This is a genomic window from Pseudonocardia xishanensis (assembly GCF_039541715.1).
Taxonomy (GTDB): domain Bacteria; phylum Actinomycetota; class Actinomycetes; order Mycobacteriales; family Pseudonocardiaceae; genus Pseudonocardia; species Pseudonocardia xishanensis.
The window spans coordinates 131,914-145,179 of sequence record NZ_BAABGT010000003.1; the positions used below are offsets into that span (position 1 = coordinate 131,914).

10 protein-coding genes are annotated in these 13,266 nt (G+C 71.9%); 2 read left to right on the plus strand and 8 right to left on the minus strand.

All coding sequences use genetic code 11. The features are described 5' to 3' along the window. The 8 genes from ABD993_RS01030 to ABD993_RS01065 form a co-directional block, all read right to left on the minus strand. Positions 1–762: GAF domain-containing protein (locus tag ABD993_RS01030; protein ID WP_345411746.1), on the minus strand; the 762-nt coding region annotated here is incomplete at its 3' end. Between the two features lie 18 nt (positions 763–780). After that, positions 781–1,803, minus strand: coding sequence for an LLM class F420-dependent oxidoreductase (locus tag ABD993_RS01035; RefSeq protein WP_345411767.1), 1,023 nt, complete (start codon positions 1,801–1,803; stop codon positions 781–783). Positions 1,804–1,893: 90 nt separating this feature from the next. Continuing rightward, the gene (locus tag ABD993_RS01040; protein ID WP_345411747.1) at positions 1,894–3,654 is read right to left on the minus strand and encodes an acyclic terpene utilization AtuA family protein; all 1,761 of its coding nucleotides are present in this window, start codon (positions 3,652–3,654) and stop codon (positions 1,894–1,896) included. Then, the gene (locus tag ABD993_RS01045) at positions 3,651–4,466 is read right to left on the minus strand and encodes a TIGR03084 family metal-binding protein (protein WP_345411748.1); all 816 of its coding nucleotides are present in this window, start codon (positions 4,464–4,466) and stop codon (positions 3,651–3,653) included. Before ABD993_RS01045 ends, ABD993_RS01040 begins: the two co-directional genes overlap by 4 nt. A gap of 2 nt (positions 4,467–4,468) precedes the next feature. After that, entirely contained in the window at positions 4,469–5,230 is a 762-nt protein-coding gene (locus ABD993_RS01050; protein WP_345411749.1) for an enoyl-CoA hydratase/isomerase family protein, read from the minus strand. A 1-nt stretch (position 5,231) separates the two neighbouring features. Then, a complete protein-coding gene (locus tag ABD993_RS01055; RefSeq protein ID WP_345411750.1) occupies positions 5,232–7,232 on the minus strand; it encodes an ATP-binding protein in 2,001 nt (666 codons plus the stop codon). Between the two features lie 17 nt (positions 7,233–7,249). After that, the gene (locus ABD993_RS01060) at positions 7,250–8,851 is read right to left on the minus strand and encodes an acyl-CoA carboxylase subunit beta (RefSeq protein WP_345411751.1); all 1,602 of its coding nucleotides are present in this window, start codon (positions 8,849–8,851) and stop codon (positions 7,250–7,252) included. An 11-nt stretch (positions 8,852–8,862) separates the two neighbouring features. Continuing rightward, positions 8,863–10,017: an acyl-CoA dehydrogenase family protein gene (locus tag ABD993_RS01065; protein WP_345411752.1), complete on the minus strand. Its 1,155-nt coding sequence runs from the start codon at positions 10,015–10,017 to the stop codon at positions 8,863–8,865. 273 nt (positions 10,018–10,290) lie between these two features. Between ABD993_RS01065 and ABD993_RS01070 the strand changes: the two genes are divergently transcribed. Together ABD993_RS01070 and ABD993_RS01075 are read left to right on the plus strand one after the other, a co-directional pair. After that, on the plus strand, positions 10,291–11,970 hold the full coding sequence (locus ABD993_RS01070; protein WP_345411754.1) for an AMP-binding protein: 1,680 nt from the start codon (positions 10,291–10,293) through the stop codon (positions 11,968–11,970). Positions 11,971–11,998: 28 nt separating this feature from the next. Then, the coding region (locus tag ABD993_RS01075) for an AMP-binding protein (protein ID WP_345411756.1) at positions 11,999–13,266 on the plus strand (1,268 nt) is incomplete at its 3' end.

A 13,266-nucleotide genomic window follows, 5' to 3' on the forward strand; every position in this document is an offset into this window, starting at 1 on the left:
GGGCGTGCCCGTGCCGAGGTCCAGCCGGCGGACGATGGTGCCCTCCGCCGCGGTCGCGGGGAGCAGGGTGCGCAGCACCTCGGGGCCTGCCGTTCCGAGGTGGGCGGAGAAGCCGCGGTTCATCAGCACGGTGTCGGCGTCGAGCACGGCGACCGGGGCCGACCGCCGCCGGGTCGCCTCCTCGAAGGCGAGGAACAGCCGTCGGTCGGCGGGACGCGCCGAGTCGAGCAGCCGCGCCTCGATGTCCCGCACGGCCCGCATGACCAGCGGCCGGAACAGCGGGTTCGGCTCCTCGGCGGGGATGGTGAGGTCCATGGCGCCTTCGATCCGCCGGGTCAGCGGGTGCCGGATGGGGCTGCCGTAGCAGCTGAAACGGCCGTAGGCGTGCAGGTAGTGCTCGGCCCCGCTGATCGCGACGGGGCTGCCCGCCTCCAGCGGGGTGCCGAGGCCGTTGGTCCCGCGCAGATCCTCGCCCAGCCGCGACCCCACCACGATCGCCTGGTCCTCCAGGGCCGTCCGCAGCCTCCGGTCGCCCGCGGCCTGGAACACGACGTGCCCGTCGCGGTCCGCCAGCATCAGGCACACCGGGCTGTCGCCGAGCTGGTCGCCCAGCGCGTGCAGGACCGGGTGCGCCGCGCGGACGAGCGCGGTGGTCAGGTTGACCTCGCCGATGTCCGCCAGGCCACTGGTCTCCCGGCTCAGCCCGGCGAGGGCCGAGCGGCGCCAGGACGCCGCGATGGCCGGACGGCTCTCGACCTGCATCGGTCCTCCCGGGGTGGGTCAGGCCAGTAGCGCGCGGGCGACGGCGTCGAGGTCTGCGGGCAGCCCCTGGACGGCCAGGGAGTCGATCACGGTGTCCTCCCAGCGCGCGAGGTCCTCGCGGAGCTTGCCCGCCGGGCCGACGAGCGCGACCTCCTCGACGAGCGAGGTGGGGATCGCGGCCGCCGCGGCGGCCTTCTCACCCCGCAGGTAGAGGTCCTGGACCCGGGCCGCGAGCTCGCCGTGGCCCATCCGCGCGAAGACGTCGTGGTGGAAGTTGGTCCCGCGGGCCCCCATCCCGCCCATGTAGAGGGCGAGGTCGGGGCGGATCCGGTCGGCGGCACGCTCGACGTCCTCGTCGACGACGACCGGCAGGGTGCACACGACCTCGAAGTGCTGCGGTCTGCCGCCGCGCCGCGCGAAGCCGGCGTCGAGGGCCTCGCGGTAGAAGCCGTCGAAGGCCGGGGAGAAGAACATCGCGTGCCAACCGTCGGCGATCTCGGCGGCGAGCGCGACGTTGCGCGGTCCCTCGGCGCCGAGCTGGATCGGCAGGTCGGGGCGCAGGATGTGCATCGAGGACTTGAGCGGCTTGCCGAGCCCGGTGCCACCGCGCAGCGGGAGCTGGTGGAACTCGCCCACGTGGTCCAGGGGCTTGTCGCGGGCGAGCACCTGGCGCACCACGTCCACGTACTCCCGGGTCCGCGCGAGCGGGCGGGGGTAGGCGACACCGTGCCAGCCCTCGGAGACCTGCGGGCCGGACGCGCCCAGCCCGAGGACGACTCGGCCGCCGGAGAGCTGGTCCAGGGTCGCCGCGGTGGTGGCGGTGGCGGTCGGGGTCCGCGCGGGGATCTGCGCGACGGCGGTGCCGAGCCGGATCCGGCTGGTCACGGCCGCGGCGTAGGCCAGCGGCGTGAAGACGTCCGAGCCGTAGGCCTCGGCGAACCACAGGCCGTCGAAGCCCAGGTCCTCGATCCGTCGGACGGTGTCGGCGAAGTCCGCGGGCACTCCTCGGAAGAAGTGCCCGACGTTGACGCCCACGGGCAGAGCCATGCGTGCCTCTCTCCAGAAGGGCGCCCGTCCGTCACCCGGGGGGCTGGGTGACGGACGGGCGGGCGGGTCTCCCCGCCACCCCGGTCAGTCCGACAGCAGGGTGACGGGGATGTCGACGAGGCGGCTGCGCAGGTACTCGCCGAGCCCCTTGGCCTGCGGGTCCGGCCGGGTCGCCGAGGCGACGCCCGCGCCGAGGATCCCGACCACGACGAAGTTCAGCGCTCGCAGGTTGGGCAGGTCGAAGCGGCGGATCTCCAGCTCGGCGGCCTCCGGGAGGAGCTCGCGGACGCGCTCGATCGTGAGGTGGCCGCGCAGCCACTCGTACTCGGCGTCGGTACGGGTCCAGACGCCGATGTTGGCGTTGCCGCCCTTGTCACCGGACCGGGCCGCGGCGATCTCGCCCAGCGGCAGCCGCCGGGTGGGACCCTCGACCGGCGCCACCGCGACGGGTGCGGCCGGAGCGGGCACCTCGCCCGTGGTCGCGCTGTGCGGCACCGGCTTGGTCGTGCCGTCGGGCAGCGTGACCAGCTGCTGCACCTCCGAGGCGGGCACCAGCGTGGGCCAGTAGACCCCGAACGCGCTCTCGCCGGAGGGCGGGGTCGTGGTGTGGAACCCCGGGTAGCCGCCGAGCGCGAGCTCCATCGTGGTGTTGGAGAAGGCGCGGCCGACCTTGCGGCGGTCGGGGTCCTTGACCGTGATCCGCAGGTGCGCGGTGGCCTGGGCGTTGGTGGGGGCGTCGGGGTGGTCGAAGCGCAGGAGCTGCGCGTCGAACTCGGCGAAGCGCTCCCGCCCGCCGAGCAGCTCGACGAGCTGCTGCTCGGCCCAGGCGGCCTTCTCCTCGATCCGGGTGCCGGTGAGCACCAGGGTCATGGTGTTGCGGTAGCCGCCCTCGTAGTTGAGGGCGACCTTGAGCTGGTCGGTGGGGGCGCTGCCGCGGGTGCCGGAGATCCGGACGCGGTGCTCGCCCTCCTGGGTCAGATGCAGGGTGTCGAAATGCGCCACGGCGTCCGGGCCGAGGTAGGCGGGCTCGCCGATCTCGTAGAGCAGCTGCGCGGTCACCGTGCCCGGCGAGACGAGCCCGCCGGTGTCGGCGTGCTTGGTGATCACGCTGGAGCCGTCGGCGGCGACCTCGGCGATGGGGAAGCCGGGGTAGCGGCGGTCGGTGACCTCCTCGAAGAAGGAGTAGTTACCGCCGGTGGCCTGGGGGCCGCACTCGATCACGTGCCCGGCGGCCATGGCGCCGGCGATCGCGTCGAAGTCGGTGCGCTCCCAGCCGTGCCACCACGCGGCGGGCCCGACGACGACGGAGGCGTCCGTGACCCGCCCGGTCACCACGATGTCCGCCTCGGCACGCAGGGCCTCGGTGATGCCCCAGGCGCCGAGGTAGGCGTTGGCGGACACCGGGTTCACGCCGGCGTCGGCCAGCTTGGCGCCGGTGTCGAGGTGGGCTAGGGCGTGCCCGGCGGCCTGGATCTCGTCGAGGCGCTCGACGAGGTCGTCGCCGTGCACATAGGCGATCTTCGGAGCGAGCCCGAGGCGCTCGGCCAGGGCGGCGAGATCGGCGGCCAGGCCCGCGGGGTTGAGCCCGCCGGCGTTGGACACGATCTTGATGCCGCGGTCCAGGCAGGTGCCCAGGACGTGCTCGACCTGGGTGAGGAAGGTCTTGGCGTAGCCGCCTGTCGGGTCCTTGAGCCGAGCCTTGTACAGGATCAGCATGGTGAGCTCGGCGAGGTAGTCGCCGGTCAGGACGTCGATCGGCCCGCCTTCGACCATCTCACGGGCGGCCGCGATGCGGTCCCCGTAGAAGCCGGAGCAGTTGCCGATGCGCACCGGTGCGCGGGTCATGGCTTTCCTCCCGAGAAGGCGGCCACGGCACCCGGGGCGCGCCCGGTGCCGGGGGTGCCGGCGAAGGTCTGGGCGATGGAGATCCACTCCGTCGCGACGGGCCCGGCGACCTGAAGGGCCGTGTCGGTGACGTGGCGGCGCTGGGTCACGGTGAGGCAGAAGTCGTGGGCGGTCCCGGTGACCCGGTCGGCCGCGTCCTCCGGACCCCACTCCCACCGGTCGCCCGAGGGCGCCTCGAGCTCGACCCGCACGGGTGAGGTCGGGGCGGCCCGGCCGTTGAGCAGGAAGGAGAACCCGGCGGTCTGGACACCGAGGTGGGCGATGTGGCGGAGCCGGTCGGTGGGGACGCGCCGCTCGCCGAGCGCGTCCGCCACGTCCTGGCCGTGCGCCCAGGTCTCCATGAGCCGGGCGGTGACCGAGGACAGCGCGCTCATGTCCGGTCCGTACCAGGGCAGCCGCGCCTTCGGCTCGATGCCGCGGAAGGTCGCGACGAGCGTGGTGCGCGTCTCCGCGAGCCAGAACCGGACCTCGTCCGCGGTGAGCGCGGCGTGGTCGGCGGCGACCTGGTCGGGGAAGTCGTCCCCGCGGGCCACGAGCGCGGCGGCCTCGACCCGGAAGGTGTCCGGGTCGACCGCGGCCAGCGTCGCCGTCTCGTCGAAGTAGGCGAGGTGGGTCAGCTGGTCCCGGATGCTCCACCGCTCGGCCGGGGTCGGCGTGGACATGCCCGCGTCGTCGAGCTCCGCCACCAGGTCCTGCAGCACGCGGGTCTCGGCGACCAGGTCGTCGAGCAGCTGCTCCATGGAGACCGCCATGGTCAGATCCCCTGCCAGACGGGGGCGCGCTTCTCGCGGAAGGACAGCGGTCCCTCCTGGGCGTCCTTCGAGGTGTAGACCGGCTCCCAGATGTCCTCGGCCAGGTCGTAGGCCTCGGCGCGGGTGTGGCTCGCCGACAGGTACGCCGTCTTCTTGGCGGCCAGCACCGAGAGCGGCGCGTTGGCGGCGATCCGCTCGGCGAGCTTCTGGGTGTGCGCGCGCAGCTCCTCGGCGGGCACCATGTCGTTGACCAGGCCGTAGCCCTGGGCCTCGGCCGCGCCGATCGGGTCGCCGGTGAGCAGGATCTTCAGCGCGACGCGCGGCGGGATCAGCCAGGACAGCGGTGCGGCCCAGGGGGATCCGCGGCCGATCTTGACCTCGGAGATCGCGAAGCGGGCGTGCTCGGCGGCCACCACCAGGTCGCACTGCTGGGCGAGCAGGAAGCCGCCGCCGTAGGCGATGCCGTTGACCGCGGCGATCGTCGGCTTCGGCACCTCGATGTTGCGGCCGAGCTGCGGCAGGAAGTCCGGCGGCGGCACCTGGAGGGCGACGTCGTTCATCTCCTTGAGGTCGCCGCCCGCGCAGAAGGCCTTGTCGCCGGCGCCGGTGAGCACCAGGACCTTCGCCTCGTCGTCGGCGTTGAACCGGTGGACGCCGTCGAACAGGCCCTCGCGGACGGCCTTGCTGAGCGCGTTGCGCGCCTCGGGCCGGTCGATGGTCAGCCAGGCGACGCCGTCGGTCACCTCGTAGGTCACGTCGCTCATGTCAGGCGTCCTCCCCTTCGTCGGCCTCGATGACGGCCAGGATCTCGCCGGACTCGACGGTGTCACCGACCTCCACGGTCAGCTCGGCGACGGTGCCCGACACGGGTGCGCGCACCGAGTGCTCCATCTTCATGGCCTCGAACACCACGATGACCGCGCCCTCCTCGACCTGCTGCCCGACCTCGGCCGCCACCCGGACGACGGTGCCGGGCATGGGGGCGAGCAGCGAGCCGGGGGCGGCGTCGGTGCCGGGCTCGGGCAGCCGCGGGCGCTCGACGAGCGTGGTCGCGCCGAGCACGCTGTCCACGTGGGCGGTGTCGCCGAAGCGGTGCACGCGCACAGTCCGGCGTACGCCGCCGACCCGGAGGTCGACGAGGCTGTCGGTGGCCTCAAGGACGGCGACGTCGGTCAGCTCGGTCTCGTTGACGCTCGCGGTGAGCGTGCCGCGGACCAGCCCGTAGGTCACGTCGATCTCGGTGTCGCCCAGGCGGTACTCGGCGTGCTGCGGGGCGCTGCGGACGTTCCGCCAGCCCGTGGGCACGGGGCGCTGCACCCCGGCGTCGGAGCGGCGGCCGGACTGCTCGGCCAGCGCCGCCGCGAGGGCGTGCACGGCCAGTGTGTTCTCGTCCGGGGTGCCGACGAGCGCAGCGGGCTCGTGTCGCGCGAGGTACCCGGTGTCGGTCTTGCCTGCCAGGAACTCCGGCTCGCGCAGGATCGCGACGAGCAGGTCCCGGTTGGTGACCAGGCCGTGGACCTCGGCCTCGGACAGCGCGCGGGCGAGCTTGCGGGCGGCTTCGGTGCGGGTGCGGCCGTGGGCGATCACCTTGGCCAGCATCGGGTCGTAGTTCGTGCCGATCACCGAGCCGTCCCGCACGCCGGTGTCGACGCGCACGCCGGGCAGGGCAGGCACGTGGAAGCGGTGCAGGGTGCCCGAGCCGGGCAGATAGTCCTGCGTCGGGTCCTCGGCGTAGAGCCGCGCCTCGATGGCGTGTCCGGTGATCACCGCGTCGGTGGCCTCCGCGGGCAGCGCCTCGCCCTCGGCGACGGCGATCTGCAGGGCCACCAGGTCCAGGCCGGTGATCTCCTCGGTGACCGGGTGCTCGACCTGCAGGCGGGTGTTGACCTCGAGGAAGAAGAACTCCCCGTTCTGCGCCATGACGAACTCGACGGTCCCGGCGCCGGTGTAGCCGATGGCCGCACCGGCGGCGACGGCGGCGTCGCCGAGCTGCGCGCGGAGGGCCTCGTCGACCGCGGGGGAGGGGGCCTCCTCGATGATCTTCTGGTAGCGGCGCTGGATCGAGCACTCGCGCTCGAACAGGTGCACCACGGTGCCGTGGGTGTCGCCGAAGATCTGCACTTCGACGTGGCGGGGGTTCTCGACGAAGCGCTCGAGGAACACGGTGCCATTGCCGAAGGCGGAGGTGGCCTCGCGGCGGGCGCCGAGGACGGCGTCGACCACCTCGTCCGCGGACCGCACGATCCGCATGCCGCGCCCGCCACCGCCGAACGCGGCCTTGACCAGCAGCGGGTAGCCGATCCCGGTGGCCAGCTCGCGGACCTCGTCGGGGGTCGGGTCGGACTCGATCGTGGCGCCGGGGAGGACGGGCACGCCCGCCTTCTCCATCAGCTCCTTCGCGGCGATCTTGGAGCCCATGGCCTCGATGGCCTCGACGGGCGGGCCGACGAAGGTGATCCCGGCGTCGGCGCAGGCGCGGGCGAAGTCGGCGTTCTCGGAGAGGAAGCCGTAGCCGGGGTGGATGGCGTCGGCGCCGGTGAGCTTCGCGGCCTCGATGATCTTCTCGGTACGCAGGTAGGTGTCCGACGGGGCGGCGCCGGGGAGCAGCACCGCCTCGTCGGCGGCGTCGACGAACAGGGCGTCCGCGTCCGGATCCGAGTGCACGGCGACGGTCGCGATGTCCAGGGCGCGGGCGGAGCGGATGATCCGCTCGGCGATCTCGCCGCGGTTGGCCACCAGCAGCTTGTGGATGGTCTTGGTAGTCATAACGGGCGGAGCCTCACTCACATCCGGAAGACGCCGTAGCCACGCTGGCCTGCGACGATGTTGGAGTGCGCGGTCGACAGCGCGATGCCGAGCACGGTGCGGGTGTCGCGGGGGTCGATGAGGCCGTCGTCGTAGAGCCGGGCGGTGACGAAGAAGGAGTGCGACTCCTTCTCGATCTGGGCCTCGATGGCGGCGCGGTTGCGCTCGTCGGCCTCGGCGTCGAACTCGCGACCCGCGGACTCGGCGGAGGACTTCGCGACGATCGACATGACGCCGGCGAGCTGGGTGGCGCCCATGACGGCGAGCCGGGAGCCCGCCCAGGCGAACATCAGCCGTGGGTCGTAGGCGCGCCCGGACATGCCGTAGTTGCCTGCGCCGAACGACGCGGCCAGGTTCACGGTGATGTGCGGGACCGTGCTGTTGGCGACGGAGTTGATCATCTTGGCGCCGTCCTTGATGATCCCGCCCTGCTCGTAGGTCTTGCCGACCATGTAGCCGGTGGTGTTCTGCAGGAAGATCAGCGGCGTGTCGGTCTGGTTGGCCAGCTGGATGAACTCGCTGGCCTTCTTGGCCTCCTCGCTGAACAGCACGCCGCGGGCGTTGGCCAGGATGCCGACCGGGTAGCCGTGGATGGAGGCCCAGCCGGTGACCAGGCTGGTGCCCCACAACGGCTTGTACTCCCCGAAGCGGGAACCGTCGACGACGCGGGCGATGACCTCGCGCGGGTCGAAGGGGATCTTGATGTCCGACGGCGCGATGCCCAGCAGCTCGTCGGGGTCGTAGAGCGGCTCGTCGGCGGGCAGTGTGGGACCGGGGCCGAGCTTGTGCCAGTTGAGCTCGGAGACGATCTGCCGCCCGATGCGGATGGCGTCGCGCTCGTCGACGGCGAAGTGGTCGCAGAGCCCGGAGACCTTGGCGTGCATGGCCGCGCCGCCCAGCTCCTCGTCGTCGGCGTCCTCGCCGGTGGCCATCTTCACCAGCGGCGGGCCGCCGAGGAAGACCTTGGCCTGCTGGTCGACCATCACCGCGTAGTCGCACATGCCCGGCACGTACGCGCCCCCGGCGGTGGAGTTGCCGAAGACGAGCGCGATCGTCGGGATGGCCAGCGAGGACAGCTCGGTGAGGTCGTGGAAGATCTTGCCCGCGTGCACGAACAGCTCGGACTGGGTGGGCAGGTCGGCGCCGCCGGACTCCACCAGGTTGATCGTGGGGAGCCGGTTGATCCGGGCGATCTCCAACGCGCGCAACGTCTTCTTCAGCGACCACGGGTTCATCGCGCCGCCGCGGACGGTGGGGTCGTGGGCGATGATCATGCACTCGACGCCGGAGACGACCCCGATGCCGGTGACGATGGACGCTCCCACGGTGAACTGGGTGCCCCAGGCGGCGAGCGAGGACAGCTCGAGGAAGGCGGCGTCGCGGTCGAGCAGCAGCTCGATCCGCTCGCGCACGAGCAGCCTGCCGCGGTCGCGGTGGCGCTTCTGGTAGCGCTCGCCGCCGCCCGCAATAGCGGCCTGGAGTTGCTCGTCGAGCTCGGTCAGGACCTGCTCGGACTGCTTGCGGTTGGCGAGGTAGACCTCGTCGCTGGTGTTCAGCGCGGAGCGCAGGACGGTCGGCATGGATGTTCCCCCTAGTACGAGCGGGTCAGGCCCAGGCTGTGCTGGGCGACGAAGTTGAGGACCATCTCCCGGCTGACCGGTGCGATCCGCAGCAGCCGCGAGATCCCCCAGTAGGGGAGCAGGCCGTACTCGGTGGCGAGGCCGTTGCCGCCGTGGGTCTGGATGGCGGCCTCGACGGCGGCGCCCGCGGCCTCGGCGGCGGCGTACTTGGCCATGTTGGCGGCCTCGCCCGCGGGCAGGCGCTCGTCGTGCAGGAACGCGGCCTTCGACGTCATCAGCGCAGCGAGCTCGGTCTCGATCTTCGCCTTGGCCAGCGGGTGCGAGACGCCTTGGTGGCTGGCGATCGGGGCGTCCCAGACCTTCCGGGTGATGGCGTAGGAGGAGGCCTGCGCGAGGACGTGGCGGGCCACGCCGACACAGACCGCCGCGCCTGTGATCCGCTCGGGGTTGAGCCCGTGGAAGACCTGACCGAAGCCCTTGCCCTCCTCGCCGAGCAACGCGGAGTCGGGCAGCCGCATGTCGTCGAACGCGAGGGTGAACTGCTTCTCGGGCAGCTTGGCCGACACCGGCAGCGGGGTCTTGATCAGCCCGGGGGTGTCGGTGGGGACCAGGAAGAGCGAGAGCCGCGCCTTGCCGGTCGTCTCGTCGACTCCAGTGCGGGTGACGAGAAGGATCGCCTCGGCCTCGTCCACGCCGGAGATGTAGTACTTGGCCCCGTTGACGACCCAGTCCGAGCCGTCCCGCTTCGCCACGGTGGAGAGCTTGTGGGTGTTGGACCCCGCGTCCGGCTCGGTGATCGCGAAGACCACCTTGGTCTCACCGGAGGCCATGCGCGGCAGGTAGTGCCGCTTCTGCTCCTCGGTGCCGAAGTCCGAGATCATCTCGCCGGAGATGGCGGCCGAGACGAGCAGCAGCAGCTGCGGGCAGCCCGCCGCGGCGGTCTCCTCGCAGACCATCGCCAGCTCGACGAGGCCCGCGCCGCCGCCGCCGTACTCCTCCGGCAGGTTGATCCCGAGGAAGCCGTTCGCGCCGAGCTCGGCCCACAGCTCGGAGGTCGGCTCACCCGCCTCGGCCCGGGGGACGTAGTACTCCGGCCCGAACTTCGCCGTGATCGCTCGTACCGTCTCCCGGAGATCCCTGTGCTCGGAGTTCTCCCGAAAGTCCACACCGACTCCTTTACGCATCTGGTCGACCGGACGGCGTCGCCCGCGATGAGTGCATGGTGGTTCACTATTGCCCGGTTGGCAAGTCGGAGGGGTGCCGGGTCACAGAGAATCAGGTAGACAGCATGGTGGGCTGACGCCGATCGAGACCTGCGGGGGTCGTCGTGCGGGGCGCGAGCTCAGCGAATTTTGTGAATCGCGAATGACTAGGGGCTTGTGATCGGGGGCGCATGCCGGGATGCTGACGGCCTCAGGTGAGACGGCAAGGAGGCTGATGTGGACCTGCAGGGACAGCTCGGCGAGATCGATGTGACCCGGTTGCGCGGACGGCGCGCGGTGAACCGGTGGGAGCGGACCTCGGTCGGCGACGTGTTCGAGCGGCTGACCTGGAGCTACCCGGACAAGACCGCGATCACCGGCCGCCCCGGCGCCTACGGTGACGAGCGTTTCGCCTCCGTCACCTACCGGGAGGCGGACGAGATCACGAGCCGGCTCGCCCACGCCCTCGCGGCGCAGGGGCTGGAGCCCGGCGCCCGGGTCGTCCTGTTCAGCGAGAACTCGGTCGAGGCCTACCTCGCCAAGATCGGGATCGCGAAGGCGGGCATGGTCGCCATGCCCATCAACCCGGCGCTCGCGCCGGACGTGCTCGAGTACCTCATCGGCCAGGCCGAGCCGAGCCTGGCGATCGTCGACGCCGAGCTGTGGCCGCGGGCCGAGGCGGCCTTCGGCGCCAAGGGCCTGCGGGTCGGCGCGACCATCACCATCGGTGGCGAGCCGGTCGCCGGCAGCGTCTCGTTCGCCGACTTCCTGGAGGGGCAGCCGACCACCGAGCCCGAGGTGGAGATCCACTCGGACGACATCTGGCAGATCCTCTACACCTCGGGCACCACCGCGATGCCCAAGGGCGTGATGATCTCGCACGGGGCGAGCCACCTCGCCGCCCTGAACTTCACGGTCTCGCTGACTCGTGGCCTGCAGGTGGAGACCGAGCTCAAGGTCGCCACCGCCCTGCCGATGATCTACCACGTCGGTGACCAGATCTTCACCCTCTCCGCCTTCCTCGCCGGGGGCTCGCTCGTGCTCGGCCGACGTCCGCTGCCGGACCAGGTCCTCGCCACGATCGTCGAGGAGCGCCCGACCGCACTGTGGGCGGGCTCGCCGCAGTTCGTCACCGCGATCAACGCCGAGGCGGAGCGTACCGGCGCGGACCTCTCCAGCCTGACGGTGCTGGTCTACGGCTGGGGCGCGCTGGAGCCGAAGGTGTACGCCGGGCTGCAGGAGAAGGCTCCGGGGCTGGTGGTGCTGGGGATCTTCGGCCAGACCGAGGCCATCGCGTGCCATCGGTTCTGGCCCGCCAAGTGGAACGAGATCTACGAGCGGACGGCCCCGGCGGTCAACTACGTCGGCGTGCCCAGCCCGCTGCTCGCCTCCGACGTGGTCGACGAGAACGGGACGTCGCTGCGCGACACGCCGCAGGCCCCGGGTGAGGTGGTGTACCGCAGCCCGATCGTCACCGCGGGCTACTACCTCAACGAGGAGGCCACCCGCGAGGCCTTCCGCGGCGGCTGGTTCCACTCCGGGGACAGCGCGGCCGTGGACTCCGACGGCCTGCGGATCATGGTCGACCGGTTCAAGGACATCGTGAAGTCCGGCGGTGAGAACGTCTCCAGCCTGCGCGTCGAGTCCGTGCTGCACGGGCACCCGGCGGTGGAGAAGGCAGCCGTGATCGGGCTGCCGCACGAGCACTGGGGCGAGGCGGTGACCGCGGTCGTGGTGCTGCGGGCGGGCGCAGAGGCCGACGAGGAGTCGATCATCGCGCACTGCCGGGCGAAGCTCGGCGGCTACGAGACGCCCAAGGCGATCGTGTTCGCCGACGCCCTGCCCGAGACCGTCGGCGGGAAGATCTTGAAGTACAAGCTCCGCGCGCAGCACGGCACGCTGTTCGAGCAGGGCTGAGTAGGTACGGAACGGGGAGGAGCACGGAGTGGGTGCGTACGAGGACGTTTTCCGGGCCGCGGTGCAGGACCGGGAGGGGTTCTGGCTGCAGGCCGCGCAGGCGCTGGAGTGGGAGCAGCCGCCCACGCGGGCGTTGGACGAGGCGAACCCGCCGTTCTACCGCTGGTTCCCCGACGGGACGCTGAACGTCGCGCACAACGCCCTGGATCGGCACGTCGCCGCAGGTCGGGGGGATCAGGCGGCGTTGATCTACGACTCACCGGTCACCGACACCAAGCGCACCTACACCTACGCACAGCTGACCGAAGAGGTGGCGACGTTCGCGGGAGTCCTGCGCGATCTCGGCGTCACCGCGGGCGACCGGGTCGTCGTCTACATGCCGATGGTCCCCGAGGCAGCGATCGCCATGCTGGCCTGCGCCCGCCTCGGCGCGGTGCACTCGGTGGTGTTCGGCGGGTTCGCCGCCAAGGAGCTCGCCGTCCGCATCGACGACGCCGCCCCCACCGTCATCGTCTCCGCGTCCTGCGGGATCGAGGGCAAGCGGGTCATCGCCTACAAGCCGTTGCTGGACCGCGCGATCGAGCTCGCCGAGCACGAGCCGGGCAAGCGCGTGATCCTGCAACGCCCGCAGGCTTCCGCGCAGATGGGCCCGGACGACGTGGACTGGGCCGACGCCGTCGCGAAGGCCACCCCCGCCGACCCGGTGCCGATGCGCTCCACCGACCCGCTCTACGTGCTCTACACCTCCGGCACCACCGGCAAGCCCAAGGGCGTGGTCCGCGACGGCGGCGGCTACGCGACCGCGCTGGCCTGGTCGATGCCCAACGTCTACGACGTCGGGCCGGGGCAGACGATCTTCACCGCGTCCGACGTCGGGTGGGTCGTCGGGCACTCCTACATCGTCTACGCGCCGCTGCTGGCCGGGGCGACCACCGTGCTCTACGAGGGCAAACCCGTCGGGACACCGGACGCCGGGCAGTTCTGGCGGGTCATGTCCGAGTACGGGGTGCGGTCGATGTTCACCGCGCCGACGGCGTTCCGGGCGTTGAAGAAGGAGGACCCCGACGGCTCGTACGCCCGCAAGTACGACCTGTCGGCGCTGAAGTACCTGTTCCTGGCCGGGGAGCGGCTGGACCCGGAGACCTACCGCTGGGCATCCGAGCTGCTCGGGATCCCGGTGATCGACCACTGGTGGCAGACCGAGACCGGGTGGCCCATCGTGGCCGACCCGGCCGGGATCGAGCTGCTGCCGATCAAGCCCGGCTCCCCGACCAAGCCGCTGCCCGGCTGGGACGT